This is a genomic window from Blastococcus sp. SYSU D01042 (genome assembly GCF_054050515.1).
This window is the reverse complement of sequence record NZ_JBJGZM010000003.1, coordinates 362,851-387,169: the sequence shown is the minus strand read 5'-3', so window position 1 is coordinate 387,169 and position 24,319 is coordinate 362,851. Positions and strand designations below refer to the sequence as shown.

Annotated in this window: 30 protein-coding genes; 14 read left to right on the top strand and 16 right to left on the bottom strand. The window is 75.2% G+C overall.

Annotated features, from left to right (window positions below; all coding sequences use genetic code 11):
* Positions 1-233 precede the first annotated feature (233 nt).
* A complete protein-coding gene (locus ACI79H_RS08620) occupies positions 234-512 on the top strand; it encodes a chorismate mutase (protein ID WP_456553955.1) in 279 nt (92 codons plus the stop codon).
* A 1-nt stretch (position 513) separates the two neighbouring features.
* Here the strand turns inward: ACI79H_RS08620 and ACI79H_RS08615 are convergent, their stop codons facing one another.
* Positions 514-807 (bottom strand): hypothetical protein, encoded by a 294-nt coding sequence (locus tag ACI79H_RS08615; protein ID WP_456553954.1) that lies wholly within the window; start codon positions 805-807, stop codon positions 514-516.
* Between the two features lie 69 nt (positions 808-876).
* Here ACI79H_RS08615 and ACI79H_RS08610 point away from each other — a divergent pair, with 69 nt between their 5' ends.
* Genes ACI79H_RS08610 through ACI79H_RS08595 form a run of 4 tightly spaced genes read left to right on the top strand, consistent with a single transcriptional unit; the run spans position 877 to position 3,855 of the window.
* Positions 877-1,026: a hypothetical protein gene (locus ACI79H_RS08610; RefSeq protein ID WP_456553953.1), complete on the top strand. Its 150-nt coding sequence runs from the start codon at positions 877-879 to the stop codon at positions 1,024-1,026.
* Positions 1,023-1,931 (top strand): RNA polymerase sigma-70 factor, encoded by a 909-nt coding sequence (locus ACI79H_RS08605; protein ID WP_456553952.1) that lies wholly within the window; start codon positions 1,023-1,025, stop codon positions 1,929-1,931. Before ACI79H_RS08610 ends, ACI79H_RS08605 begins: the two co-directional genes overlap by 4 nt.
* Positions 1,928-2,668: a PIG-L deacetylase family protein gene (locus tag ACI79H_RS08600; RefSeq protein WP_456553951.1), complete on the top strand. Its 741-nt coding sequence runs from the start codon at positions 1,928-1,930 to the stop codon at positions 2,666-2,668. The genes ACI79H_RS08605 and ACI79H_RS08600 overlap by 4 nt, the downstream gene beginning before the upstream one ends.
* 53 nt (positions 2,669-2,721) lie before the next feature.
* A complete protein-coding gene (locus ACI79H_RS08595) occupies positions 2,722-3,855 on the top strand; it encodes a serine hydrolase domain-containing protein (protein WP_456553950.1) in 1,134 nt (377 codons plus the stop codon).
* Between the two features lies 1 nt (position 3,856).
* Here the strand turns inward: ACI79H_RS08595 and ACI79H_RS08590 are convergent, their stop codons facing one another.
* The gene (locus ACI79H_RS08590; protein ID WP_456553949.1) at positions 3,857-4,507 is read right to left on the bottom strand and encodes a response regulator; all 651 of its coding nucleotides are present in this window, start codon (positions 4,505-4,507) and stop codon (positions 3,857-3,859) included.
* Between the two features lie 76 nt (positions 4,508-4,583).
* Positions 4,584-5,789 (bottom strand): ATP-binding protein, encoded by a 1,206-nt coding sequence (locus tag ACI79H_RS08585; protein WP_456553948.1) that lies wholly within the window; start codon positions 5,787-5,789, stop codon positions 4,584-4,586.
* A 134-nt stretch (positions 5,790-5,923) separates the two neighbouring features.
* Here ACI79H_RS08585 and ACI79H_RS08580 point away from each other — a divergent pair, with 134 nt between their 5' ends.
* The 3 genes from ACI79H_RS08580 to ACI79H_RS08570 all read left to right on the top strand — a co-directional run bounded on the left by ACI79H_RS08580 (position 5,924) and on the right by ACI79H_RS08570 (position 8,013).
* On the top strand, positions 5,924-6,868 hold the full coding sequence (locus ACI79H_RS08580; RefSeq protein ID WP_456553947.1) for a PspC domain-containing protein: 945 nt from the start codon (positions 5,924-5,926) through the stop codon (positions 6,866-6,868).
* Complete coding sequence (locus ACI79H_RS08575; RefSeq protein ID WP_456553946.1) at positions 6,861-7,157, top strand: hypothetical protein; 297 nt, start codon at positions 6,861-6,863, stop codon at positions 7,155-7,157. The genes ACI79H_RS08580 and ACI79H_RS08575 overlap by 8 nt, the downstream gene beginning before the upstream one ends.
* Before the next feature lie 91 nt (positions 7,158-7,248).
* A complete protein-coding gene (locus ACI79H_RS08570; protein ID WP_456553945.1) occupies positions 7,249-8,013 on the top strand; it encodes an META domain-containing protein in 765 nt (254 codons plus the stop codon).
* Here the strand turns inward: ACI79H_RS08570 and ACI79H_RS08565 are convergent.
* Positions 7,995-8,588 carry a dienelactone hydrolase family protein gene (locus tag ACI79H_RS08565; RefSeq protein ID WP_456553944.1) on the bottom strand — a complete coding sequence of 198 codons (594 nt, stop codon included), beginning with the start codon at positions 8,586-8,588 and terminating at the stop codon, positions 7,995-7,997. The two genes, ACI79H_RS08570 and ACI79H_RS08565, sit on opposite strands and share 19 nt — an antisense overlap.
* A 62-nt stretch (positions 8,589-8,650) precedes the next feature.
* Between ACI79H_RS08565 and ACI79H_RS08560 the strand changes: the two genes are divergently transcribed.
* Positions 8,651-9,337 (top strand): helix-turn-helix transcriptional regulator, encoded by a 687-nt coding sequence (locus ACI79H_RS08560; protein WP_456553943.1) that lies wholly within the window; start codon positions 8,651-8,653, stop codon positions 9,335-9,337.
* Positions 9,338-9,355: 18 nt separating this feature from the next.
* Here the strand turns inward: ACI79H_RS08560 and guaA are convergent, their stop codons facing one another.
* From guaA to guaB, 3 genes are read right to left on the bottom strand one after another with little or no spacing between them, the layout of a single operon-like run.
* Positions 9,356-10,918, bottom strand: a complete 1,563-nt coding sequence (guaA, locus tag ACI79H_RS08555) for a glutamine-hydrolyzing GMP synthase (RefSeq protein WP_456553942.1) — start codon at positions 10,916-10,918, stop codon at positions 9,356-9,358.
* Positions 10,918-12,063, bottom strand: coding sequence for a GuaB3 family IMP dehydrogenase-related protein (locus ACI79H_RS08550; RefSeq protein ID WP_456553941.1), 1,146 nt, complete (start codon positions 12,061-12,063; stop codon positions 10,918-10,920). The genes guaA and ACI79H_RS08550 overlap by 1 nt, the downstream gene beginning before the upstream one ends.
* A gap of 2 nt (positions 12,064-12,065) precedes the next feature.
* Positions 12,066-13,580 (bottom strand): IMP dehydrogenase, encoded by a 1,515-nt coding sequence (gene guaB, locus ACI79H_RS08545; RefSeq protein ID WP_456553940.1) that lies wholly within the window; start codon positions 13,578-13,580, stop codon positions 12,066-12,068.
* Positions 13,581-13,716: 136 nt separating this feature from the next.
* Between guaB and ACI79H_RS08540 the strand changes: the two genes are divergently transcribed.
* Entirely contained in the window at positions 13,717-14,136 is a 420-nt protein-coding gene (locus ACI79H_RS08540; protein ID WP_456553939.1) for a DUF5319 family protein, read from the top strand.
* A gap of 86 nt (positions 14,137-14,222) precedes the next feature.
* On the opposite strand, the gene ACI79H_RS08535 is transcribed toward ACI79H_RS08540, so the two are convergent.
* On the bottom strand, positions 14,223-14,951 hold the full coding sequence (locus ACI79H_RS08535; protein WP_456553938.1) for a response regulator transcription factor: 729 nt from the start codon (positions 14,949-14,951) through the stop codon (positions 14,223-14,225).
* Positions 14,952-15,300: 349 nt separating this feature from the next.
* Between ACI79H_RS08535 and ACI79H_RS08530 the strand changes: the two genes are divergently transcribed.
* On the top strand, positions 15,301-15,600 hold the full coding sequence (locus ACI79H_RS08530; RefSeq protein ID WP_456553937.1) for a WhiB family transcriptional regulator: 300 nt from the start codon (positions 15,301-15,303) through the stop codon (positions 15,598-15,600).
* Between the two features lie 167 nt (positions 15,601-15,767).
* Here the strand turns inward: ACI79H_RS08530 and groL are convergent, their stop codons facing one another.
* Entirely contained in the window at positions 15,768-17,411 is a 1,644-nt protein-coding gene (gene groL, locus ACI79H_RS08525) for a chaperonin GroEL (protein WP_456553936.1), read from the bottom strand.
* A 107-nt stretch (positions 17,412-17,518) separates the two neighbouring features.
* Positions 17,519-17,827 carry a co-chaperone GroES gene (gene groES / locus ACI79H_RS08520; protein WP_014377938.1) on the bottom strand — a complete coding sequence of 103 codons (309 nt, stop codon included), beginning with the start codon at positions 17,825-17,827 and terminating at the stop codon, positions 17,519-17,521.
* A gap of 204 nt (positions 17,828-18,031) precedes the next feature.
* On the opposite strand from groES, the gene ACI79H_RS08515 reads away from it, so the two are divergent.
* Positions 18,032-19,267: a THUMP-like domain-containing protein gene (locus tag ACI79H_RS08515; protein ID WP_456553935.1), complete on the top strand. Its 1,236-nt coding sequence runs from the start codon at positions 18,032-18,034 to the stop codon at positions 19,265-19,267.
* A gap of 51 nt (positions 19,268-19,318) precedes the next feature.
* On the opposite strand, the gene ACI79H_RS08510 is transcribed toward ACI79H_RS08515, so the two are convergent.
* Genes ACI79H_RS08510 through tsaB form a run of 4 tightly spaced genes read right to left on the bottom strand, consistent with a single transcriptional unit; the run spans position 19,319 to position 21,936 of the window.
* On the bottom strand, positions 19,319-19,810 hold the full coding sequence (locus ACI79H_RS08510; protein WP_456553934.1) for a GNAT family N-acetyltransferase: 492 nt from the start codon (positions 19,808-19,810) through the stop codon (positions 19,319-19,321).
* Between the two features lie 22 nt (positions 19,811-19,832).
* Positions 19,833-20,867 carry a tRNA (adenosine(37)-N6)-threonylcarbamoyltransferase complex transferase subunit TsaD gene (tsaD, locus tag ACI79H_RS08505; RefSeq protein ID WP_456553933.1) on the bottom strand — a complete coding sequence of 345 codons (1,035 nt, stop codon included), beginning with the start codon at positions 20,865-20,867 and terminating at the stop codon, positions 19,833-19,835.
* Positions 20,864-21,307 carry a ribosomal protein S18-alanine N-acetyltransferase gene (gene rimI, locus ACI79H_RS08500; RefSeq protein ID WP_456553932.1) on the bottom strand — a complete coding sequence of 148 codons (444 nt, stop codon included), beginning with the start codon at positions 21,305-21,307 and terminating at the stop codon, positions 20,864-20,866. The genes tsaD and rimI overlap by 4 nt, the downstream gene beginning before the upstream one ends.
* Complete coding sequence (gene tsaB, locus ACI79H_RS08495) at positions 21,304-21,936, bottom strand: tRNA (adenosine(37)-N6)-threonylcarbamoyltransferase complex dimerization subunit type 1 TsaB (RefSeq protein WP_456553931.1); 633 nt, start codon at positions 21,934-21,936, stop codon at positions 21,304-21,306. Before tsaB ends, rimI begins: the two co-directional genes overlap by 4 nt.
* A gap of 86 nt (positions 21,937-22,022) precedes the next feature.
* Here tsaB and ACI79H_RS08490 point away from each other — a divergent pair, with 86 nt between their 5' ends.
* Positions 22,023-22,436, top strand: coding sequence for a GtrA family protein (locus tag ACI79H_RS08490; RefSeq protein WP_456553930.1), 414 nt, complete (start codon positions 22,023-22,025; stop codon positions 22,434-22,436).
* 8 nt (positions 22,437-22,444) lie between these two features.
* On the opposite strand, the gene tsaE is transcribed toward ACI79H_RS08490, so the two are convergent.
* Positions 22,445-22,891: a tRNA (adenosine(37)-N6)-threonylcarbamoyltransferase complex ATPase subunit type 1 TsaE gene (tsaE, locus tag ACI79H_RS08485; RefSeq protein ID WP_456553929.1), complete on the bottom strand. Its 447-nt coding sequence runs from the start codon at positions 22,889-22,891 to the stop codon at positions 22,445-22,447.
* Positions 22,888-23,529, bottom strand: a complete 642-nt coding sequence (locus ACI79H_RS08480; RefSeq protein ID WP_456553928.1) for a uracil-DNA glycosylase — start codon at positions 23,527-23,529, stop codon at positions 22,888-22,890. The genes tsaE and ACI79H_RS08480 overlap by 4 nt, the downstream gene beginning before the upstream one ends.
* A gap of 120 nt (positions 23,530-23,649) precedes the next feature.
* Here ACI79H_RS08480 and ACI79H_RS08475 point away from each other — a divergent pair, with 120 nt between their 5' ends.
* A complete protein-coding gene (locus ACI79H_RS08475; protein WP_456553927.1) occupies positions 23,650-24,312 on the top strand; it encodes a TIGR04222 domain-containing membrane protein in 663 nt (220 codons plus the stop codon).
* Positions 24,313-24,319: the final 7 nt, after the last annotated feature.

Sequence of the window (24,319 nt, the reverse complement as noted above, 5' to 3'; positions counted from 1 at the left end):
GGCGCCGTCACGCGCACCCCACGAGCCCCACGCCCGGTCCTGGCCGGCCGCCGCGGGCTGTGGCAGACTCCGACCCGTGCTCGCCACGGTCAGCTTTTCCTACGGCCACCGGGATCCGGTGTCCGTCACCGCTGGCTGAGCAACCGCCGCAACAGACGCCCCGGGCCCGAGAGCCCCGGGGCGTTTCTCGTTTCCGGGGCAGGACGGGCTCCCCCGCCCCGGAGGACATCGCCATGAGCACCACCACCCCGACCACCGTGACCGGATCCGAGGTCGACCGCATCGGCGCGCTGCGCGAGGAGATCGACGCCTGCGATGCCGCGATCATCGAGCTCGTCCAGCGGCGGCTGTCGATCTCCCAGGAGATCGGCGCCGTACGGAAGGCATCCGGCGGCACCCGGCTGAACCTCTCCCGCGAGCAGCAGGTGCTGTCCCGCTTCCAGGCCGCGCTGGGCCCGGACGGCGCCGCGCTCGGGATGATGCTGCTCCGCCAGGGCCGCGGCCGGCTGTGAGCTAGAGCCAGGCGCGCCAGACGAGCGAGTCGTCGTCGCTGAGCGCGGCGACCTCCAGCACGTCACCCGGGCTGCGCTCCCGCAGCTCCTCGCCCAGGGCGTGCGCCTGCTCCAGCGCCGCCTCGAGGTCGGCGGCGTCGCACTCGGTGGAGGCGCGCAGCGCGGCGCGGTCGGGCTCGCGCCAGACGCGCAGCTCCCCGTCCCCCGGGCGCAGCGACGCGGCGACGGTCTCGACGGTGGCGTCGTCCACCGCCGCGGTGGACCGCAGCACGGCGTAGACGGTGAAGGTCGGCACGCCGGCGAGTCTGCCCGTCGGGCGCGGCGCCGCCGTGCTCGACCCCGGGTCCTGCGCACCGACGCGATGGTGGCCGGGCTGCGCCGCTCCCCGGACGACGCCCGGCTGGTCGAGCTGACGATGATGATCTGCGTGCCGAACTCCCGCTCGCGGTCCACCAGCGCCCTCGCCCTGACCGGCCAGGGCTTCCGCGACCGCTGCGAGGTCCCCGCGCGATGAGCGCACTCCTCGACGACTTCGACCGCCACCGGCGGCTGCTGTTCTCCGTCGCCTACCGGATGCTGGGCAGCGTCGCGGACGCCGAGGACGTCGTTCAGGACGCCTGGTTGCGCTGGTCGGCGGCCGACCGCGAGGACGTCGCCGACCCGCGCGCCTACCTGGTGCAGGTGACCACCCGGCTGGCGATCGACCGGTCGGTCTCGGCGCGGGCGCGGCGGGAGAGCTACGTCGGCCCGTGGCTGCCCGAGCCGCTGCTCACCGGCCGGGACGCGGTCACCGCCGCCCCCGCGCCGGCCGACCCGACAGCGGCCGCGGAGCTCGGGGAGGAGGTCTCGCTGGCGCTGCTGGTCGTCCTCGAGACCCTCTCCCCCGCCGAGCGGGCCGTCTTCGTGCTGCGGGAGGTGTTCGGGCTGCCGGTGGCCGAGGTGGCCCGCGCCCTGGGCCGCGGCGAGGCCGCCGTCCGGCAGATGGCGCACCGCGCGCGCGAGCACGTGCAGGCCCGGCGTCCCCGGTTCGACGCCGACCGGCAGGCGCAGCGGGAGATCACCGAGCGCTTCCTGGCCGCGGCCGCCGGGGGCGACCTCGCCGCCCTGCTCGCCGCCCTCGCGCCCGACGCCGTGCTGATCAGCGACGGCGGCGGCAAGGTGCAGGCCGCGCTCCGGCCGATCCGCGGCGCGGACAAGGTGGCCCGGTTCACCCTCGGCGTCGCCGCGCAGGGCATGGCCCTGCCCGACCTGCGGATCGAGATCGCCGACCTCAACGGCTCGCCGGCGGTCGTGGTGTGGTCCGGCGACGAACCGCAGATGACCATGTCGCTGGTCGTCGCCGGCGACCGCGTCGAGCAGGTGCTGGTGGTGCGCAACCCCGACAAGCTGGCCGGGCTCTCCGTAGGCTCGCGCGGGTGACCGCACCGCTCCCCCCGCGCCCCGCCGAGCACGTCGACCGGGTGCTCTGCGTCCTCGCCCACCCCGACGACGTCGACTTCGGCTCCGCCGGCACGGTGGCGACCTGGACCGCCGCCGGCACCGAGGTCACCTACTGCATCGTCACCGACGGCGACGCCGGCGGGTTCGACGAGACGCCGCGCGACCAGATGGGTCCGCTGCGCCAGGCCGAGCAGCGCGCCGCGGCCAAGGAGGTCGGCGTCGAGGACGTCCGCTTCCTCGGCTACCCCGACGGCCGGCTGGAGCTGACGCTGGACCTGCGCCGCGACATCAGCCGGGTGATCCGGCAGGTGCGCCCGCAGCGGGTGCTCACGAGCTCGCCGGAGCGGTTCTGGGAGCGGATCGGCGCCAGCCACCCCGACCACATGACCGTGGGCGAGTCGACCCTGCGGGCGGTCTACCCCGACGCCCGCAACCCGTTCGCCTTCCCCGAGCTGCTGGCCGACGAGGGGCTGGAGGCCTGGACCGTCTCCGAGGTGTGGCTGGGAGCCAGCCCGCGGGCCGACCACGCCGTCGACGTCACCGACGTCGTCGACCGGAAGTTCGCCGCGCTGCGCTCGCACGTCACGCAGACGGCCCACCAGCCCGAGGGCTGGATCGAGGAGTTCGTCGGCGGCTGGATGCGGCAGACGGCGCAGCGGTTCGGGCTCCCCGAGGGGCGTTCCGCCGAGGCCTTCCACGTGGTCTTCACCGGCTGACCGCACAGATCCGGCCGGCTCCGCGGTCCACCCCCCGACGACGAGGAGGCGGCATGGAGCAGGCGGGACGGATCGCGGCCGCGGTGCGCGACGCGGTGGCCGACGGGCAGGTGCCGGGCGCGGCGTGGCGGGTCGACCGGCACGGCGAGCTGCTCTCCCGAGGCGCGGCGGGGGACGGGGTCGGGCCGGACACCGTCTTCCGCCTGTCGTCGACCACGAAGCCGGTCGTCGCGGCCGCGGCGATGGCGCTGGTCGGCGACGGCGTGCTGCACCTCGACGCACCGGTGGACCCGCTGCTGCCCGAGCTCGCCGACCGGCAGGTGCTCGTCGACGCCGCGGACGCCGCTGCCGGGACCGTCCCCGCCGCGCGGCCGATCACCGTCCGGGACGTCCTCACCTTCCGGCTCGGGCTGGGTCTGGACTTCACCGCTCCGTGGCCGTCCCCCACCATGGCCGCGCTGGCCGACGCCGGCCTGCACGCGGGCCCGCCCGCACCGCAGGCCGCCCCGCCGCCCGACGAGTGGCTGCGGCTGCTGGGCTCGGTCCCGCTGTCCCACCAGCCGGGCGAGCGCTGGCTGTACCACCTCGGCGCCAGCGTCCTGGGCGTGCTGGTCGCCCGGGCCGCCGGCCGGCCGCTGCCCGACCTCCTGGCCGAGCGCGTGCTCGACCCGCTGGGCATGACCAGCACCGGCTTCGGGGTGCCCTCGTCCGCCCGCGACCGGCTGGGCCCGCACTGGACGCCGCCGGGTGCGGACGGCTCCCGCGAGGTCTACGACCCGGCGGACGGGCAGTGGTCGCGGCCGCCCGCGTTCCCCGACGGCGGCGACGGCCTGGTGTCCACCGTCGACGACCTGGCCGCCTTCGCGCGCATGCTGCAGACCGGTGGCCGGGCGCCCGACGGGAGCCCGGTGCTCACCGAGGCCTCGGTGCGCGCGATGACCACCGAGCAGGTCGGCCCGGTCGACGACGAGGGCGGCGGGTGGGGCCTGGGCCTCGGCGTGCGCCGGACCGACGAGCCCGGCGGGCGGCACGCAGGCTCCTACGGGTGGGACGGCGGCCTGGGCAGCTCGTGGTGGTCCGACCCGGTCACCGGGGTGAGCGCGGTGCTGCTCACGGACCAGATGTGGGCCTCGCCGCAGCCGCCACCGGTGTTCGAGGCCTTCCGCGCGGCCGCCTTCGGCGGCTGACCTACAACAGGCGGTTCGTCGCGGCCCACCTCGTGAGCTCGTTGCGGTTCGAGAGCTGCAGCTTCCGCAGCACGTTCGAGGCGTGCGACTCCACCGTCTTCACCGAGATGAACAGCCGCGAGCCGATCTCGCGGTAGGTGTAGCCGCGGGCCAGCAGCTGCATGACCTCGCGCTCGCGGGCGCTGAGCAGGTCCAGCCCGGGGTCGGTGGCCTCCTCCTCCGCGGGCGCGGCGGGCCCGGCCGCCGCGAAGGCGTCCAGCACGAAGCCGGCCAGCCGGGGGCTGAAGACGACGTCGCCGTCGGCCACCCGCCGGACGGCGTCGAGCAGGTCCGGCCCGGAGATCGTCTTGGTGACGTAGCCCCGCGCGCCGGCCCGGATGACGGCGATGACGTCCTCGGCGGCGTCGGAGACCGACAGCGCGAGCCACCTCACGTCCGGCAGCTCGCCGCGCAGCGTCTCGAGCACCGCCCGGCCGCCGCCACCGGGCAGGTGCACGTCCAGCAGGACGACGTCGGGCCGGGTGGCGCGGATCCCCTCGACCGCGGTCGGCACGTCGGGCGCCTCGCCGACGACGTCGAGGTCGGTGCCGAGCTCCGCGCGCACGCCGGCCCGCACCATCGCGTGGTCGTCCACCAGGAAGACCCGCGTCACGGTGCACCCGGTTCGCTACCGCGGGTCGCTCCGCTCCTCGCTCGTCCCTGGCTGCGATGCTCACTCCCCTGTCCGCTCACGAGGCCGTCACCGGCACGTCCAGCTCCACTTCGGTCCCTTCTCCGGGGGCGGAACGGACGTGCGCCGTCCCGCCCAGTCGTGCGACGCGGCCCGTGACGGAGTCGCGCAGCCCGCGTCGGTCCGCGGGGACGGCCTCGGGGTCGAAGCCCGCCCCGCGGTCGCGGACGAAGACCGAGACGCGCTCGGGCGTCACCTCGGTGTACAGGTCGGCGGCGGCCACCCCGGAGTGCTTGGCCACGTTGACCAGCGCCTCGCGGGTGGCCGCGCCCAGGGCGGCCAGCGCGTCGTCGACCGGGGCGTCGCCGACGACGACGTGGTCGACCACCAGCGCGTGGTCCTCCTCCACCTCGGCGACCATGCCGGCCACGAGCCCCGCCCAGGTGCCGCCCTCGCGGACCACCGCCGGGTCGTACAGCCAGGCGCGCAGCTCCCGCTCCTGGCTGCGGGCCAGCCGGCCGACCGCCTGCTGGTCGCCGGCGTGCCGCTGGATGAGGGCGAGGGTCTGCAGCACCGAGTCGTGCAGGTGCGCGGCCACCGAGGCCCGCTCCTCGGAGCGGATCCGGGCCGCCCGCTCCTCGTCCCGGGAGTCGAGCAGCCGGCGCCAGACCGGAGCCGTGGCCAGCGCGACGCCGGTGAGGATGACGAGGGTCGCCGCGAACCCGTTGCGCGCGGCGGCCAGCTGCCCGGTGGTGGCGAGCAGGACGACCAGCCCCACACCGGCCAGCACGACCCCGCCGGCCAGGGCCCAGCGACCTCCGGGCACCTCGAGGGGCCGGTCGGTGTCCAGCTGCCGCCAGATCACGCCCAGTCCGATGGCCACCAGCACCAGCGGCAGGACCAGGTCGCTGTTGCCCCACTGGACGAGCTGGCCGACCACGGCCACCCCGAGCGCGGTGACGATCACCAGGCCGACCCACTCGCGGGGTCGCGACGGGCGCCAGCCGACCCCCGACACCGGCGCCGCCTCCGCGGTGCCCGGCTCGGCGACCGGCATGGTCAGCCAGAGCAGGACGTAGGCCACGAAGCCGATGCCGGTGGTGGCCAGCACGACGAACCCGAGGCGCACCACCAGCGGGTCCTGCCGCAGGTGGGCGGCGGTTCCCGCGGCGACCCCGGCCAGCACCCGTCCCGACCGCGGGCGGACCAACGGCGGTCGCGCCGCCGGCAGCACCGCGGGGGCGGCGGTCGCAGGAGTGGTCACGTACCGATCGTCGCACCGCGGCACCCCGGCGGGACACCGGTGATCACCCTGCTCAGGGAGCGTCGACCGGACCAGGGTCGGATCCGGGCGTTCCCTGATGGTCCGGGGCGCTCCGCGGCGGCACGCTCGGTGCCATGACATCTGCACCGCCTCCTGCGCCTCCCGTGGAGCCACCCGCCTGGGCACCGCCACCGCCTCCGCCCCCGGACGGCGCGGCGCCCCGGACGCAGCTGCGCCGCAGCCGCACCGACAAGATGCTCGGCGGCGTGAGCGGCGGGCTCGCCCAGTACAGCGGCATCGACCCGCTGCTCTGGCGCGTCGGCTTCGTGGCGCTGGCCTTCGCCGGCGGTTTCGGCGTCCTGGCGTACGCGCTGCTGTGGCTGCTCATGCCCGCCGACCCGACCGGCACCGCCGCGCCCGCCTGGGGCCGGGCCGCGGTGCGGGCGTCGAAGCCCCCGCCCGGGCCGCGCACGCCGGTCCCCGGCATCACGATCGCCGCACTGCTGATCGTCCTGGGGCTGCTGGCGCTGGCGACCAGCTCCAGCGACTGGGACCTCGGTCCCCGCGCGTTCCTCGGCGCCGCGCTGCTGGTCGTGGGTCTGGGCCTGGTCGCCTCGGCCTTCGTCCGCGGCCGCTCGGCACGGGGCGGGTTCATCGCCCTGGGCGCCGTGCTGTCGGCGGCGCTGTTCAGCGTCTCGGCGCTCCCCGACGGCGGGACCGTGGGCGAGCGCACCTACCGGCCGGCCACCGCCGCCGACGTCCGGCCGGTCTACGACCTGGGTGTGGGCGAGCTGACGCTGGACCTGACGGACGTCGACCTCTCCGACGTCGATGCGCCGATCCGCACCAGGGTCGAGGGCGGCATCGGGGAGATCCGGGTCGTCGTCCCGAGGTCGGCCGACGTGCGGGTGACCGCCGACGTGGGAGCGGGCGACGTCCGAGGCTTCGGTAGCGACGACGCGGTCGACGGGCAGCTCGTCCCGGGCACCGGATCGGCCGCGTGGACCGACGACGGGCGGCCGGAGTTCGTGATCGACGTCGACCTCGGCGTCGGAGACCTGGAGGTGTCCCGTGGCTGACTACAGCGAGTTCCCCACCACGCCCACCGCGTGGCAGGAGGCCCAGGCGGCTGACTGGGAGGGCACGGCGCCGCTCGCCACCGAGGACCCGGCCCCGCGGAGGGCGTTCGACGCGACCGCGCTCGTCGCGGGGCTGCTCTTCGTCGCCCTCGCCGTCATCGGGATGACCGGGCTGGACCTGCCCGACCCGTGGGTCGACGGCGGCGGCCCCGTCTGGGTGGTCCTGGTGCTCGGCGGCATCGCCCTGCTGGTGCGCGAGCTCCGCCGGTCGCGGCGCCGCCGCCGGTAGGGAGCACGACCCAGGGCCCGGGGAGCGCACCGCTCCCCGGGCCCTCACGCGTCCCCGGGAACCGCCACGAGCGGCCGGGCGTCGAGCAGGCATGGGCCGTCCGGTGCTGCTCCTCGCGGGCGTGCTGGTGCTCGCCGCCTGCGGCACGGCCGCGGACGCCGGTGGCGGCGCGGACGTGGCGCGCGAGTGGCAGCTGCGGGAGGGCACCGTCGACGGCGCCCCGCTCCCCCGGCCGGCCGGTGCGACGGCCACCCTCGACCTCACCGGCGACGAGGCGCGCGGGACCGCCTTCTGCAACCACTGGTTCGCCGCCGTGCGCACCGGTGGGGACTCCTTCGCCCTGGACGGGATCGGCAGCACCGAGATGGGCTGCGCGCCCGAGGTGATGGCCGCCGAGCGCGCCTACCTGGCCGCGCTGGCCGCCGTCGGCACCGCGGCGGTCGACGGCGAGGAACTGGTGCTCACCGGCGACGGCGTCGAGCTGCGCTTCGCACCCGTGGCCGCGGTGCCCGACCGGCCGCTCGCGGGCACGCGGTGGGTGCTGAAGTCGCTGGTCGACGGCGCGACGGCGTCCTCGGCGGCCGGTGGGCCCGCCGTCCTGCTGCTCGGAGCCGACGGCCGCGCCAGGACCGGCACCGGCTGCCGGACGCTCACCGCGACCTGGCTGCTGGAGGACCGCGCCTTGGTCCTCGACGACCTGCTCCCCGACGGCGCCGCGTGCCCACCCGGGCTCGCCCGGCGGGACGAGCACGTGACGGCGGTGGTGGGAGCCGGTCCCGCGGTCGAGGTCCGCGGGGACCGGCTCACCCTCACCGCTCCCGACGGCCGCGGGCTGGTCTACCGCGCCGAGGCGTGAGCGGCGGTCCGGGCGCAGAACTCCAGCACCCGGGACCAGAGCAGCTCCGTCGCGTCGGCGTCGAACTCGGCGGGCAGGCCGGCGTCGGTGAACAGGTGGCCCGCGACCGGGTACTCGAACACCTCCGCGGGGGCGGGCGCGACGTCGGCCACGAAGGCCTCCTCCCACGTGCGGTTGCGCAACGGGTCGCCGGCGCCGACGTGGAGCTGCACCGGGGTCCCGCCCGGCCAGGCGTCGGCACCGAGCACGCCGAGCGGCAGCGCGCCGGCGCACAGCACGGCACCGCCGCAGCGCCGCTGGGTGGCCACGTGCTCGGCCATCCCCGCGCCGTTCGAGAAGCCCATCGCGACGAACCCGTCGGCCAGGTCGGCGGTCGCCTCGACGGCTGCCGCCATGAGGGCCGGGAAACCGACGCGCTCGACGTGGGCGCCCGCGAGCGCGTAGTCGTCGAACACCAGGCCGTCGTACTGGTCGACGACCCGCACCTCATGGCCTGCGGCGCGGAGCCGGTCGGCCGCATCGCGGATGGCGGGGCGGACACCGAGGACGGAGTGGAAGAGCGCGATCTGGGTCATGCCGGCACTCTGCACCGCTGCGGGTGACACCGGTCTGTCACCGTTTCTGCCACTCTTCCCGTGTGAACCGCACCGACCGCCTGCACGCCATCTCGGAGGAGCTGCGCCGTGCCGGCCCCCGCGGCCGGACGGCCCAGCGGCTGGCGGACTGGCTGGAGGTGTCGCCGCGCACCGTGAAGCGGGACGTCGCCGCGCTGCAGCAGGGCGGCGTGCCGATCTGGGCCAGCGGCGGCCCGGGCGGCGGGTACGTGCTGGACGCCGTGGCGTCGCTGCCGCCGGTCAACCTGACGCCGGCGCAGGCCGTGGCGGTGGCGGTGGCGCTGGCCGGATCCCCGGACGCACCGTTCGCGGTCGACGCGCGGGCCGCCCTGGAGAAGATCGTCGACGTGCTCGGCCCGGCGGCGCGCGCCGACGCCGAGCGGCTCGGCGGCCGGGTGTGGGTCCGCGGCGCGCAGCACCGGCGGCCGCCGGCAGCCACCGTCGTCGAGGAGGCGGTGCTGCGCCGGCGGGTCGTGGCGATCCGCTACCGGAGCGGGTCGGGCGAGGTCTCCCGGCGCCGGGTGGAGCCGGTGTTCCTCGCCCGCACCGGAGGGCACTGGTACCTGGCCGCCTGGTGCCGGCAGCGCCAGGCGCCGCGCTGGTTCCGCTGGGACCGGATAGAGGCCGCCGACCTCACCGCCGACGCCGCACCCGACCGCGACCCCGCCGTCTTCGGCACGCCGCCGCAGGACGCGCAACCCCTCAGGTGAGGCGGGGACGCCCGTCCGTCATTCCCACTCGATGGTGCCGGGCGGCTTGCTCGTGACGTCGAGCGTGACCCGGTTGACCTCTTCGACCTCGTTGGTGATCCGCGTGGAGATCCTCGCGAGCACGTCGTAGGGCAGCCGCGTCCAGTCGGCGGTCATGGCGTCCTCGCTGGACACCGGCCGCAGCACGATCGGGTGCCCGTAGGTCCGCCCGTCGCCCTGGACGCCGACCGAGCGCACGTCGGCCAGCAGCACGACCGGGCACTGCCAGATCTCGCGGTCCAGCTTGGCCGCGGTCAGCTCGGCGCGGACGATCGCGTCGGCCTTGCGCAGGACGTCCAGCCGCTCCTGGGTGACCTCGCCGACGATCCGGATGCCCAGGCCGGGGCCGGGGAACGGCTGGCGCCACACCATCGCCTCGGGCAGGCCGAGCTGCAGACCGACCTCGCGGACCTCGTCCTTGAACAGCGTCCGCAGCGGCTCGACCAGGGTGAACTGCAGGTCCTCGGGCAGCCCGCCGACGTTGTGGTGGCTCTTGATGTTCGCCGTCCCGGAGCCGCCGCCGGACTCGACGACGTCGGGGTACAGCGTCCCCTGCACCAGGAAGTCGACGGTGTCGCCGTGCTCCTTGGCGTCGCCGACGACGTCGAGGGCCGCCTGCTCGAAGACGCGGATGAACTCGCGGCCGATGATCTTCCGCTTCTGCTCGGGGTCGGACACCCCGGCCAGCGCGCCCAGGAACTGCTCGCGGGCGTCAACCACCCGCAGGTCCACCCCCGTGACGGCGACGAAGTCCCGCTCGATCTGCTCGGTCTCGCCCTCGCGCATCAGCCCGTGGTCGACGTAGACGCAGGTGAGCCGGTCGCCGATCGCCCGCTGCACGAGCGCCGCCGCCACCGCGGAGTCCACGCCGCCGGACAGCGCGCACAGCGCCCGGCCCTCGCCGACCTGGGCGCGGATCCGCTCGACCTGCTCCTCGACGACGTTGGCCATCGTCCAGGTGGGCTCGAGGCCCGCGATGTCGAACAAGAAGTGCTCGAGCACGGTCTGGCCATGCGCGGTGTGCCGGACCTCCGGGTGGAACTGGACGCCGGCGAGCTTGCGGTCCACGTCCTCGAACGCGGCCACGGGGGCGCCGGTCGAGGTGGCCGTGACGGTGAACCCGGGCGGCGCGGCGCTGACGGCGTCCCCGTGGCTCATCCAGACGTCCTGCTGGATCGGCAGGTCGCCGAACAGCCGGCCCTCGGTGGTCACGGTGAGCGGCGTGCCGCCGTACTCGCGGTCGCCGGTGCGGGCGACCGTCCCGCCCAGCGAGGCCGCCATGGCCTGGAAGCCGTAGCAGATGCCGAAGGCCGGGACGCCGGACTCGAACAGGGTCGCGTCCACCTGCGGTGCCTCGGGGGCGTAGACGCTCGACGGCCCGCCGGAGAGCACGATCGCGGCGGGCTTGCGGGCGACGATCTCCTCGGCGGGGACCTCGCAGGAGACGATCTCGGAGTAGACCCCGGCCTCGCGGATGCGCCGGGCGATCAGCTGCGCGTACTGGGCGCCGAAGTCGACGACGAGGACGGTCGGGAAGTCCATCAGGAGTCGGTGCTCCCGGTGCCGCCGATCACGAGGTCTACGCGCTGGAACTCCTTGAGGTCGCGGTAGCCGGTCTTGGCCATGGTGCGGGCCAGGGCGCCGAAGAGGTTGGTGCGGCCGTCGGGCGCCTCGGCCGGGCCGAGCAGCACCTGCTCCAGCGACCCGGCCGGCTCGACCGGTGCCGAGGTGGCGCCGCGCGGCAGCCGCGGGTGCGCGGCCACGGAGTCCCACCAGATCCCGCCGCCGGGCGCCTCGGCCGCCGCGCGCAGCGGCTCGCCGAGCTGGACGGCGTCGGCACCGCAGGCCAGCGCGCGGGCGATGGCCCCGCTGGTCTCGATCCGACCGTTGGCGATGACGTGCACGTACCGGCCGCCGGTCTCGTCGAGGTAGTCGCGGCGGGCCGCGGCGGCGTCGGCGATCGCGCTGGCCAGCGGCACGCGGATGCCCATGACCGCGTCGGTGGTCGAGTAGCTGTCGGCGCCCACGCCGACGATGACGCCGGCCGCGCCGGTGCGCATGAGGTGCAGCGCGGTCGTGTAGTTCGCCGCGCCCCCGACGATCACCGGGACGTCGAGGTCGGCGATGAACTCCTTGAGGTTGAGCGCGTCGCCCTGGGTGGTCACGTGCTCGGCGGAGACGATCGTGCCCTGGATGACCAGCAGGTCGATGCCCGCCGAGAGCACCGTCGGCGCCAGCTGCTGGGTGTGCTGCGGGGAGATCCGGACGGCCGTGGTGACCCCGGCGTCGCGCATCTCGCGGATGCGGTCGGCGACCAGCTCGGGCTTCACCGGCTCGGCGTAGACCTGCTGGAGCAGCGCCACCGGCGGCGCCTCGCCGGCGGCGGCCTCGCGGAGCTTGCGGTAGACCGGCGTCGGGTCCTCGTACCGCGCCCACAGCCCCTCGGCGTTGAGCACGCCCAGGCCACCGGCCTCGCCGACGGCGATCGCGGTGGCCGGGCTGACGACGGCGTCCGAGGGGCTGGTGACCAGCGGGATGCCGAACCGGAAAGCGTCGATCTGCCAGGCGGTGGAGACGTCGTCGACGTCGCGGGTGCGCCGGCTGGGGACGATCGAGACCTCGTCGAGGTCGTAGCCGCGGCGGGCGAAGCGGTTGAGCCCGATCTCGACGGTGTCGCGTGCGCTCACGGTCAGCGCCCCCGGTAGTTCGGGGCTTCGACGGTCATCTGGATGTCGTGGGGGTGGCTCTCGACCAGCCCGGCCGACGTGATGCGGGTCAGCTGTCCGCGCTCCTTGAGGTCGTCGATGGTGGCGGCGCCCGCGTAGCCCATGGAGGCCTGCAGGCCCCCGACGAGCTGGTGCGCGACACCGGACAGGGCGCCCCGGTAGGGCACCTGGCCCTCGATGCCCTCGGGGACGAGCTTGTCGTCGGAGAGGACGTCGTCGGCGAAGTAGCGGTCGCGGCTGAACGACTGGCTGCCGCGCTTCTGCATGGCGCCCAGCGAGCCCATGCCGCGGTAGGTCTTGTACTGCTTGCCGTTCATGAAGACCAGCTCCCCCGGCGCCTCCTCGACGCCGGCGAACAGCCCGCCGATCATGACGGTGTCCGCACCGGCGACCAGGGCCTTGGCGATGTCGCCGGAGTACTGCAGGCCGCCGTCGGCGATGACCGGCACGCCGGCCGGACCGGCGGCCAGCCACGCGTTGTGGATGGCGCTGATCTGCGGGACGCCGACACCGGCGACGACGCGGGTGGTGCAGATCGAGCCGGGCCCGACGCCGACCTTGACCGCGTCGGCCCCGGCGTCGACGAGCGCCTGGGCGCCGGCCTGGGTGGCGATGTTGCCGCCGATGACCTCCACGCCGTTCTCGCCGCCGAAGTCCTTCTTCACCCGGGCGACCATCTCGAGCACCGCCCGCTGGTGGCCGTGCGCGGTGTCGACGACCAGCACGTCCACGCCGGCGTCGACCAGCAGACCGGCGCGCTTGTAGGCGTCGTCACCGACGCCGAGGGCCGCGCCCACGACCAGGCGGCCGTTGGCGTCCTTGGTGGACAGCGGGAACTGGTCGCGCTTGACGAAGTCCTTGACGGTGATCAGCCCGCGCAGCCGGCCGGCGTCGTCGACCAGCGGCAGCTTCTCGACCTTGTGCTTCGACAGCAGCTGCAGCGCGGTGTCGGGGTCGACCCCCACCGGCGCGGTGATCAGCGGCATCGGCGTCATCACGTCGCGGACGAGGCGGTCGTAGTCGGTCTCGAACCGCATGTCCCGGTTGGTGACGATGCCGACGAGCACGCCGTCGGCGTCGACCACCGGTGCACCGGAGATCCGGTAGCGCGCCGACAGCGCGTCGACCTCGGCGAGGGTGTTGTCCGGCGAGCAGGTGACCGGGTTGGTGACCATGCCGGCCTCGGAGCGCTTCACCAGGTCGGCCTGGCCGGCCTGGTCCTCGGCGGAGAGGTTGCGGTGCAGCACGCCCATGCCGCCGACACGGGCCATGGCGATGGCCATCCGCGACTCGGTGACGGTGTCCATGGCGCTGGACAGCAGCGGGACGGCGAGCCGGATCCGGCGGGTGACCCGGCTGCTGGTGTCCACCTCGGCGGGGACGACGTCGGAGGCGCCGGGCACGAGGAGCACGTCGTCGTAGGTGAGCCCGAGCGGGGCGAACTTCGCCGGCAGCTCGGGTACGAATTCGGGCTGCATGTGGGCCGCCACCCCTCCACGGTCGGGAACGGACTCCGGCCGGCACCCCGACCGGGCGCAGGAAGTCCGTGCCCGATCGTAGGCGGCGGCGCCGGGCGCGCGGTGCTCCGCCCGCCAGGCGGTTACCGTGGGCACCGTGTCTGCGTTCGACGACGGCTCCGGCCTCGACTTCGGAGCCTCCGACCCGGACTTCGGCCCGGGCGACCAGGGGCCGCCGCCGCTGACCGTCGAGGAGCGGGCGGGGGTCCTCGACGACCTCGCCGAGCTCGAGGTCTTCCGCACGCTGCTCGAGCCCACCGGCGTCAAGGGCATCGTCGTCGACTGCCCAGACTGCGACGAGGAGCACCACGTCGACTGGGCCCTGATGGCGGCCAACCTGCGCCAGCTGCTGGACGAGGGCCAGACCGGCCGGCACGAGCCGCCGTTCGACCCCGACCCCGACGACTACGTCAGCTGGGACTACGCGAGCGGCTACGCCGACGGCGTCGCCGCGGCCGCCGAGCGGGACGAGCCCAGCGGCCGCCACAGCGGCGGCAAGCACGCCCGCGAGGACTGACGAGAACGCGCTGAGGGCCCTCACCCGTGACGGGTGAGGGCCCTCACCCGTGACGGGTGAGGGCCCTCAGCGTGCGTTGATCTTCCTCAGGTCATGATGCCGCGGCGGAAGCCCGTCGCGACGGCCTCGGCGCGGTCCTTGGCGCCGAGCTTGCGGAACAGCCGGCGGGCGTGGGTCTTGATGGTGTCCTCGGACAGGTAGAGCTCGCGGCCGATCTGGGCGTTGCTCTTGCCCTGGCTCATGCCGGTGAGGACCTGCATCTCGCGCATCGACAGCGCGACGGCGGGGGTGGCGTCCCGGACGGTCGAGCGCACGGTGGTCGGCGCCGAGCCGGCCAGCGGTGCGGCACCGCTCCACGACGAGGCGCCCACCAGGTGCCCGTTGCTGTTCTGCTGCGGGATGCGGGCACCCTCGGGGCGAAGACCGACCCGCGACAGGCCCAGGCCCATCTCGATCGGGCTGGCGTCCCAGCGCAGGTAGCCGCGGGCGCCGAACGCGACGGCGGCGCGCACGCTCTCGGCGTCGTCCGGGGCGCCGAGCACCAGCACCGGCAGGCCCGGGTGGGCGCGCAGCGCCTGGGTGGCGGCGGTCAGCCCGGTGTCGACGGCACGCTGGGTGCCGACGATGAGGACGTCGGGGCTGCGGGTGTCCAGGCGGGACAGCAGCGACGCGGAGTCGCCCACCACCTCGACGCGGCCCACGAACGGCAGCGCGACCAGGCGCGACGCGACGTCGTCCCGGACCCGTCGGCGCTCGTCGTACACCCACACGGTGGCACCGGTGGTCCCGGTCGCGCGCATCCTGTCGTCGATCACGCCTGCTCCTCGCTCCGCCCGGCGGTCGGTGCCGGGTCCGTACCGGCCGGGGCTGACCCCGGCCGGGTGCCGCTCGAGCGGGGGCTCCCCACCCGGGGAGCCCCGCGCCCTCGCGCCGGTCGCACGCGGATCCGGGTCTCTCCCCCTCCCGGATTCGGCACGACGCTGTTCCACCTTGATCGAGTCCAGGGAGCGGCAACAGCGGCCCTCACCCCGCGGGGTGAGGGCCACGGACGGGTGGTCGGCGCGAAAAGTTGCGATCACGGCGTGTTTGACCATGGGGGGCGTCGGGCACCGGGCCCCTTGCAGCCGGACGGTCCCTCCGGCTCTATCGAGTCCTGGAGGAGACATGGCCGACATCCGCAGACTCCCGACGCCCGTCGCCGAGGTCTGGGACTGGCAGCTCCACGGTTCCTGCCGTGGCGAGAACACGTCCCTCTTCTTCCACCCCGACGGCGAGCGCGGTCCCGCGCGGGCGCGGCGGCAGGCCGCGGCCAAGGCGGTCTGCGGGCGGTGCCCGGTCATCGATGCGTGCCTCAAGCACGCGCTGTCGGTGCGCGAGCCGTACGGCGTCTGGGGCGGCATGAGCGAGGAGGAGCGGGCGCGGGTGATCGCCGCCGAGCCGGCCGCCGTCGCAGCCGGGGTCTAGCTCCCACGAACGCCGAGAGGGCCCGGTCCAGGATTCCTGGACCGGGCCCTCTCGTGTGCTGCGGGCGTTGCGCGTCTCGGGAGGTCCTCCCCCACCGCAACGCGTCCTCCCTCACCGTGCGCGGTGAGGGAGGACGCGCTGGGATCAGGTCACCTGATCCCAGCGGCTCAGTGGCTGTGGCCGTGGCCGCCGTGCGAGTGGCCGTGGGTGTGGTGCCCGCCGGCGTGCTCGTCCTCCTCCTCCGGGGCCTCGACGACCGCGGAGTCGGTGGTGAGGACCATCGCCGCGATGGAGACGGCGTTGCCGAGGGCGGCCTTGGTGACCTTGACCGGGTCGATGACGCCCTGCTCGGCCAGGTCGCCGTACTCACCGGTCGCGGCGTTGAAGCCCTGCCCCTTGCCGGCGTCGCGGATCTTGCTCACGACGACGCGGCCCTCGAAGCCGGCGTTCTCCGCGATCTGCACCGCGGGGGCGTCCAGGGCCGTGCGGACGGCGCGGGCGCCGGTCAGCTCGTCCCCGGTCAGGTCGAGGGCGTCGATCGCCGCGGCCGCGTGCACCAGCGCGGAGCCGCCGCCGGGGATGACCCCCTCCTCGACCGCCGCGCGGGTGGCCGCGATGGCGTCCTCGATGCGGTGCTTGCGCTCCTTGAGCTCCACCTCGGTGGCCGCGCCGACGCGGATGACGCCGATGCCGCCGGCCAGCTTCGCGAGGCGCTCCTGGAGCTTCTCGCGGTCCCAGTCGGAGTCGGTGTTCTCGATGTCGCGCCGGATCTGGGCGACCCGGTCGGCGATGGCGTCGGAGGTGCCGCCGCCGTCGACGATCGTGGTCGTGTCCTTGGTGACCGTGACGCGGCGGGCGGTGCCGAGCACCTCGAGGCCGACGGACTCCAGCGACAGGCCGACGTCCTCGCTGACGACCTGGCCGCCGGTGACGATGGCCAGGTCGGTCATGAACGCCGTGCGGCGGTCGCCGAAGTAGGGCGACTTCACCGCGACGACCTTGATGGTCTTGCGGATGGAGTTCACGACGAGGGTGGACAGCGCCTCGCCCTCGACGTCCTCGGCCACGATGAGCAGCGGGCGGGCGCCGGAGCCGAGCACCTTCTCCAGCAGCGGGAGCAGGGTCGCCAGGGCGCCGATCTTGCCGCTGACCAGCAGCACGAGGGCGTCGTCCAGGACGGCCTCCATGGCCTCCTGGTCGGTGACGAAGTACGGCGAGAGGTAGCCCTTGTCGAACTGCACGCCCTCGGTGACGTCGAGGTCGGTCTCGAGGGTGTTGCTCTCCTCGACGGTGATGACGCCGTCCTTGCCGACGCGCTCCATCGCCTCGCCGATCAGGTCGCCGACGGTGGCGTCCTGGGCGGAGATGGTGGCGACCCCGGAGATGGCGGCGCGGTCCTCGACCGGGGTGGCGGCGGCGTCGAGCGCGGCGTGCACGGCGTCGACGGCCGCGCGCATGCCGCGGCCCAGGGCCATCGGGTTGGCCCCGGCGGCGACGTTGCGCATGCCCTCGTGGACCAGCGCCTGGGCCAGCACCGTCGCGGTGGTGGTGCCGTCACCGGCGACGTCGTTGGTCTTGGTGGCGACGTTCTTCGCCAGCTGCGCGCCGAGGTTCTCGTAGGGGTCCTCGAGGTCGATCTCGCGGGCGATGGTGACGCCGTCGTTGGTGATCGTGGGCGCGCCGAACTTCTTGTCGATGACGACGTTGCGGCCGCGCGGGCCGATGGTCACGCGGACGGCGTCGGCGAGCTTGTCGACGCCGCGCTCGAGCGAGCGGCGGGCGTCCTCGTTGAACTTGATGATCTTGGCCATGGGCCCTTCCGATCAGTCAGTGCAGGGAAAAGACGACCGCCCCGGGACCCGGGATGCGGGCCGCCGGGGCGGTCGGGGAGCGCTTCGTCGAGCGGGTGACTAGGAGGTCACTTCTCGACGACGGCGAGCAGGTCGCGGGCGGAGAGCACGAGGTACTCCTCGCCGGCGTACTTGACCTCGGTGCCGCCGTACTTCGAGTAGATGACCACGTCGCCGACGTTCACGTCGAGCGGGACGCGGTTGCCGTTGTCGTCGATGCGGCCGGGGCCGACGGCGACGACGGTGCCCTCCTGGGGCTTCTCCTTGGCGGTGTCCGGGATGACCAGACCGGAGGCGGTGGTGGTCTCGGCCTCGTTGGCCTGGACCACGACCCGGTCCTCCAGCGGCTTGATGCTGACCTTGGTAGCGGTCGTCACGTCGGTGACGCCCCCTTCGGTGGTAGGACGGCAAAGGGCAGGTGGTGCTGATGCTGTGGCACGGGATCCGGGCACCCGCCGTCGCGGGGGTCGGGCGCCAGCCCGTGTCGATTGGCACTCTACCTACGAGAGTGCCAGCCCCTCAACCCGGTCCCCGCCGTGGGTGACGGCGGGGCGCCGCGGCCCGTGCGCCAGGCTGTGCCGGTGGACCCCGACAGCGAGGCGCAGGCCGCCGAGACGGTGCGCCAGCTGCGCGCCCTGGCGACGCCGGAGGGCGGGGCGGCCCTGACCCGGGCGACGGCGCTGCTCGACGCCGGCGCCGACCCGGTCGCCGGGCTGACCCGGCTCCGTGCCGAGGTGGGCGCCGACCTCGCCGGACCCGCGTGGGGCATCGCGCGCCAGCGGGTGAGGGCCCGCGCGGCCTTCGGGCCCGACGCCGAGCGGATGCTGTTCACCGCCGACACCCTCGAGCAGGCCGGCCGCCCCGAGCTCGCCGCCCGCCGCGCGGCCCGGCTGCTGGCCGGCGGTGCGGACTCGGTCGCCGACCTGGGGTGCGCGGCCGGCACGGACACCGTCGCGCTCGCCCGCGCCGGTGCCCGGGTGCTGGCCGTCGACGTCGACCCGGTCGCCCGCGAGCTGACCGCCGCCAACGTCGAGGCGCTGGGGCTGGCCGACGACGTGTGGGTGGTGGCCGGGGACGCCGTCGAGCTGGTCGACGCGGCCCGCGGCGGCGAGGTGGCCGGCTGCGGTGCCGCCGTCCTGGATCCCGCGCGGCGGGCCGGCGGCCGCCGGCAGCTCGACCCCGACCGCTGGTCCCCGCCGTGGTCGACGGTCGCGCTGCTCCTGGAGAGGGTGCCGACCTCGGTGGTGAAGGTGGCGCCGGGCCTGGACCACGACCGCGTACCGGCCGGCGTCGAGGCGGAGTGGGTGTCGGTGGGCGGCTCGATCGTCGAGGCGCTGCTCTGGGGCCCGGCGGTCGCGGCGACCTGGCGGCGCGCCACGGTGGTGCGCGACGGCGTGGTCTCCGAGCTGACCGCCGACGCCGACCCGGGGCACGCCGAGGCCGGTCCGGTCGGCGGCTGGCTGCACGAGCCGGATCCCGCGGTCATCCGCTCGGGACTGGTCGCGCCCGTCGCCGGGCAGCTCGGCGCCACGCTGGTCGACCCGACGATCGCCTACCTGACCTCCGACGCCCCGGCCGACTCCCCGTGGGTCAGCTCCTACCGGGTGGACGAGGTGCTGCCGTTCAACCTCAAGAAGCTGCGGGCGTGGCTGCGCACCCGCGGGGTGGGCCGGGTCGTCGTCAAGAAGCGCGGCTCCCCCATCGAGCCGGAGTCCTTCGCCCGGCAGCTGCGCACCGACGCCCGCGGGTCGGCGACCGTCGTCGTCACCCGCGTCGCCGGCGCGCCGACCGTGCTCGTCTGCGACGTCGCCGCCTGACGATCCACCTGCGGCGGCCAGCGCGCCCGTCCTTTCGGGGGCGCCCACGACCTAGGCCTCGCGACCGACGGCGGCCAAGATCGTCGCGACGGTGCCGTGCATCTGCTCGCGGCGGTGATCGGTGCGCCCCTCGAGCATGCCCGTCCTGTCCGTCCAGCCAAGCTTGGCGTAGTAGCTGAGCAACACTCGTTCGTCGGGTCCCTCGATCGGGTCGACCCACACAACGTCGGTGCCGTGCGCTTCGGCTATCAGAGCGAACTCGCGGATGAGGCGGCGCCCCAGGCCCTGGCGGCGGTACCGGCTGCTCACCGCCAGGACGAGCAGATGGCCGGCCATGCCCTCGATCGCCCGGGGCGCGGTGCCGAAAAGCATTCCGACAGGGAGGTCGCGCTCCTGGGCGAGCAGCAGGACGTGATCCTCCCGCAGCGGGTAGATGCTGGGCGCTCGCAACTGGGCGTTGAGCTGAGCTTCCGGCAGCCATTCCTGCTGGAAGGCAACCGCGGTGGGGATGTCGGCCTGACCGGCTCGGCGGATTCTGATCACTGACTGCTCGCCTTGACCGGTGTCAGCGGCTGACGACGTCGATCGGCAGCGCGCTGTCCGCACCCAGGTCCGGTGACGACGGCGCGACCCCGGCGGCGACCAGGCGCGAGCCGAGCGCGGCGACCATCGCGCCGTTGTCGGTGCACAGCTTCGGGCTGGGCACGCGCAGCACGATCCCGGCCGCAGCACACCGCTCCTCGGCCAGCGCGCGCAGACGGGAGTTGGCCGCCACTCCCCCGCCGAGGACCAGGTGGTCCACGCCGTGGTCGCGGCAGGCCCGCACCGCCTTGGCCGTGAGCACGTCGGCGACCGCCTCCTGGAAGGACGCCGCCACGTCGGCCAGCGGCACCGGCTCGCCGGCGCGCTGCCGGGCCTCCACCCAGCGGGCGACGGCGGTCTTCAGGCCGGAGAAGGAGAAGTCGTAGACCGGGTCCCGGGACCCGGTGAGCCCGCGTGGGAACGCGATCGCCGACGGGTCGCCGTCGCGCGCCGCCCTGTCGATCGGCGGGCCGCCCGGGAACGGCAGGCCGAGGACGCGGGCCACCTTGTCGAAGGCCTCCCCCGCGGCGTCGTCGATGGTGCGGCCCAGCGGCTGCACGTCCTGCGCCAGGTCGGGCACCAGCAGCAGCGAGCTGTGCCCCCCGGAGACCAGCATCGCGATGGAGGGCTCCGCGAGCGGGCCGTGCTGCAGCTCGTCGACGGCCACGTGCGCGGCGAGGTGGTTGACCCCGTAGAGCGGCTTGTCCAGCGCCAGCGCGTAGGCCTTGGCCGCCGCCACCCCGACCAGCAGCGCGCCGGTCAGCCCGGGGCCGCTGGTCACCGCCACCGCGTCGATGTCGGAGGCCTGGATGCCGGCGTCGGCCAGCGCCCGGTGCACCGTCGGCACCATCGCCTCGAGGTGCGCCCGCGAGGCGATCTCCGGCACCACCCCGCCGAAGCGCTCGTGCTCGGCCATCGAGGTGGCCAGGGCGTCGGCGAGCAGCGTGTGCCCGCGCACGATGCCGACCCCGGTCTCGTCGCAGGAGGTCTCGAAGCCCAGCACCAACGGCTCGCTCACGGCTTGGTCCTCTTCATCACGACGGCGTCCTCACCGCTCGGCTGGTAGTAGCCCCGGCGCCGGCCGATCTCGGCGAACCCGCGCCGCCGGTACAGCTCCTGCGCGTGCTCGTTGTCCGCCCGCACCTCCAGCAGCACGACGGGGCTGCGCCGGTCGGCCTCGGCGAGCAGCGCGTCCAGCAGCTGCGCGCCGATGCCTTGGCCCTGGCGGGCACCGGTGACGCCGATGGTGGCCACGTGCGCCTCGTCGTCGTAGGCGATGAGCCCGGCGTACCCGACGACGGCGCCGTCGTCCTCGGCCACCAGGTAGTGCCGGGTGTCGGTCTGCGCCAGCTCGTCGCGGTACATCGCCGCGGTCCAGGTGTCCGGCGCGAAGAGCTCCTCCTCGAGCGCCATGACGGTCGGCAGGTCGGTCAGGCGCATCGGGCGCAGCGCGGTCACCGCGTGACCGCCTTGATCGCCGTGGGCGGCACGGCGTCGGGACGGCGGAGGTACAGCGGCACCAGCGGCGCGGCCGACGACGGGTCGGCCAGCCGGTCCGAGGCCGCGCGGAGCAGCCCCGCCGTCGTCACCGCGGCGGGCGCGACCGGCGCGCCGAGCCGCTCGGCGAACGCCGGGTCGCCGGTGAAGGGCCCGGGCCGGCCGAGGTCCTCGGGGCGCACGACACCCGGCCCGTCCACCCGCGCGCCGGCCGCGTCGTAGGCGGCCCAGTAGACCTCCTTGCGGCGGGCGTCGGTGACCACGGTGCGCGCTCCCGAGCCGACGGCGTCCAGGGAGCAGACGCCCACCACGGGCAGCCCGCGCGCGTCGGCCAGCGCCGCGGCCGTCACGATCCCGACGCGCAGCCCGGTGAACGGGCCCGGACCCAGGCCGGTGACGACCGCCTCGACGTCGGCCAGCACCACCCCGGCGTCCTCCAGCGCCGCGCGGATCGCGGGGGTGAGCAGCTCGGCGTGCTTGGTGCCCGAGGGCACGGCCTGCTCGGCCAGCACCTCGGCGCCGTCCGGCGACCACCGGGCCACACCCGCGACGAGGGTCGGGGTGGCGGTGTCGAGCGCGAGGACGAGCACGAGAGGCCAGGGTAGTGCGCGCGGACGCACCGGGAAGAATGCCCGGGGACCCGGCGACGCGCCGGACGCATCGGGAGGACGTGGTCGTGGCCCAGGACGACGCGGCGGCAGCGGCCCGCCCGGGACTGCTCGGGCAGCTGGTCCGCTTCGCGCTCGTCGGTGGCTTCAGCGCCGTCGTCGACCTGAGCGTCTACTCCCTCGGCCTGCACCTCGGGCTCTCGACCTGGGTCGCCCGCGCGCTGAGCTTCGTCGCCGGCACCACCACCGCCTACGCGCTCAACCGCCGCTGGGCCTTCCAGGTGGAGGGCGGCGCGAGGCGGGCCGGCGGGTTCGCGCTGCTCTACGGCACGACCTTCTTCCTGATCCTCGGCGTCAACGCCCTCGCCCTGGTGGTGCTGCCGGAGTCGTCCTGGAGGATCACGCTGGCCTGGGCGATCTCGCAGGGCCTGGGCACGGCGTGGAACTTCGTCGTGCTGCGGACGGTGGTCTTCCGCGACTGAGCCGGACCTCAGCCGATCCGCTGCTCCCAGCCGGGACCGTGCGGCACCAGCAGCGCGGTGCGGACGTCGTCGTCGCGGCGCTCCAGCCGCACCTCGAGGTGCTCGTCGGTCAGCTGCTCGACCAGTCCCTGCCCCCACTCGACGACGGTCACCGAGTCGGCGACGGTGACGTCGAGGTCCAGGTCGTCGACGTCGGCCGCACCGCCCAGCCGGTAGGCGTCGACGTGCACCAGCGGCAGCCGCCCGCCGGTGTGCACGCGGGCGATGACGAACGTCGGCGAGGTGACCGGCTCGGTCACGCCCAGCCCGCGGCCCAGGCCCCGGGTCAGCGCCGTCTTGCCGGCCCCCAGCGGGCCGACCAGGATCACCAGGTCCCCCGGGGCGACGATGCCGGCGAGCTCGGCGCCCAGCCGCTCCGTGTCCTCGACGGTGGGCAGCAGGTGCTCGGCCCTCACGCGGTCCTCCTCAGCGTGGCGGAGACGGCGGTCAGGTCGGCCAGCAGCCCGGCCCGCGGGGCCCCCTTCGGCCCGAACCGGATCGCCGCCGAGGGGTGGTAGGTCGCCCAGACCGACCGTCCGCCGACCTCGTGCGGGCGGCCGCGGACGGCGGCCAGCACGGTCCGCGGGCCGAGGAACCACTTCGCCGACGACAGGCCCAGCGCCACGACCACCGGGGCGTCGAGCAGGTCGAGCTGGCGGTGCAGCCAGCCGCTGCACCGCGCCACCTCCGGGGTCCTCGGCGTTCGGTTGGCCGGCGGGCGGCACTTCACGATGTTGAGGACGGCGACCTGCGCGCGGTCGAGCCCGGCCTCGGCGAGCAGCTGGTCCAGCAGCTGCCCGGACCTGCCGACGAACGGGCGGCCGGTCTCGTCCTCGGTGGCGCCCGGCGCCTCGCCGACCAGCACCAGCCGCGGCCGGCCCGACGCCGGCACGTCGCCCACGACCACGTGCTGCCGGGTGGCGGCCAGCTCGGGGCAGGCCGTGCAGCCGCGTGCGGCCTCGGCCAGCGCCGCCCAGTCGGGAGCCGCGGCGGCGGTGCGCGCCACCTCCTCGGCGGGGGCGTCGAACCGCGGCGGGCGGGGTGCTGCAGCCACCCGCGCACCCTAACGACGTCGCACCCTGAGGACGTCCTTTGGTCCCTGTGCCGGGGACGTCCGGGAGGGGAGGCTCCGTGTGCGACAACCCGCGTCCCACCTCTCGAAGGGCGGGCGATCATGACAATCCCCGAGAGCACGCGCGCACTCGACGTCTACGACGTGGCGGTCCTCGCCGGCGGCTTCCCGCGGTTGGTGGACACCGCACTCGTGGCGCTGGTCGAGTCCGGCCGCATCCGCATCGAGCCGTCCGGTGAGTTCCACGCGGCCGTGCCCACCTCCCCGCACCCCGTCGAGGCGGCCGTCCTGGACGCCGTCGGCTCCCGGGGCTACCGGTCGGCGGAGTCGGTCTGCTGGCGGCTCGAGCGCGATCAGCGGCTCGACCAGGAGTTCCAGCACCTGACCGCCGACGGGCTCCTCCGGCACGGTCTCCCGTTCGGGCTCGGCCGGCGGACGCACCCGCACCCCACCGCGGCGGGCCGGCGCGCCCTGCAGGAGTTCGCGGAGCGGCCGCCCGCCGACGCCGGCAGTGCCGTCCCGGTGGCGTTGCACGGGCGCGGAGCGATGCCCGACGCCCGTCTGCGGGACGAGATCTTCGAGCCGCGTCCGGTGGTCCTCGCGCCCCGGAGCGCCCGCCGCCCGTCCCGCGAGATGCACCCCGGCGACCTGGGCCGTCGTGCCTACCTCGGGGGCGGGGCAGCAGCTGCGATGGGCTTCGGCGGCCCGGGCATGGGGGACAGCGGCGACGCGGGCGGTGGCGGTGGCGGTGGCGACGGCGGCTGACCGGCGT

Bases quoted from the DNA above. Each gene is read 5' to 3' on its own strand.
- ACI79H_RS08620 (WP_456553955.1), top strand. From the start codon at position 234: ATGAGCACCACCACCCCGACCACCGTGACCGGATCCGAGGTCGACCGC.
- ACI79H_RS08605 (WP_456553952.1), top strand. From the start codon at position 1,023: ATGAGCGCACTCCTCGACGACTTCGACCGCCACCGGCGGCTGCTGTTC.
- ACI79H_RS08595 (WP_456553950.1), top strand. From the start codon at position 2,722: ATGGAGCAGGCGGGACGGATCGCGGCCGCGGTGCGCGACGCGGTGGCC.
- ACI79H_RS08580 (WP_456553947.1), top strand. From the start codon at position 5,924: ATGACATCTGCACCGCCTCCTGCGCCTCCCGTGGAGCCACCCGCCTGG.
- ACI79H_RS08570 (WP_456553945.1), top strand. From the start codon at position 7,249: ATGGGCCGTCCGGTGCTGCTCCTCGCGGGCGTGCTGGTGCTCGCCGCC.
- ACI79H_RS08565 (WP_456553944.1), bottom strand. From the start codon at position 8,588: ATGACCCAGATCGCGCTCTTCCACTCCGTCCTCGGTGTCCGCCCCGCC.
- guaA (WP_456553942.1), bottom strand. From the start codon at position 10,918: ATGGACTTCCCGACCGTCCTCGTCGTCGACTTCGGCGCCCAGTACGCG.
- guaB (WP_456553940.1), bottom strand. From the start codon at position 13,580: ATGCAGCCCGAATTCGTACCCGAGCTGCCGGCGAAGTTCGCCCCGCTC.
- ACI79H_RS08530 (WP_456553937.1), top strand. From the start codon at position 15,301: ATGGCCGACATCCGCAGACTCCCGACGCCCGTCGCCGAGGTCTGGGAC.
- groL (WP_456553936.1), bottom strand. From the start codon at position 17,411: ATGGCCAAGATCATCAAGTTCAACGAGGACGCCCGCCGCTCGCTCGAG.
- ACI79H_RS08475 (WP_456553927.1), top strand. From the start codon at position 23,650: ATGACAATCCCCGAGAGCACGCGCGCACTCGACGTCTACGACGTGGCG.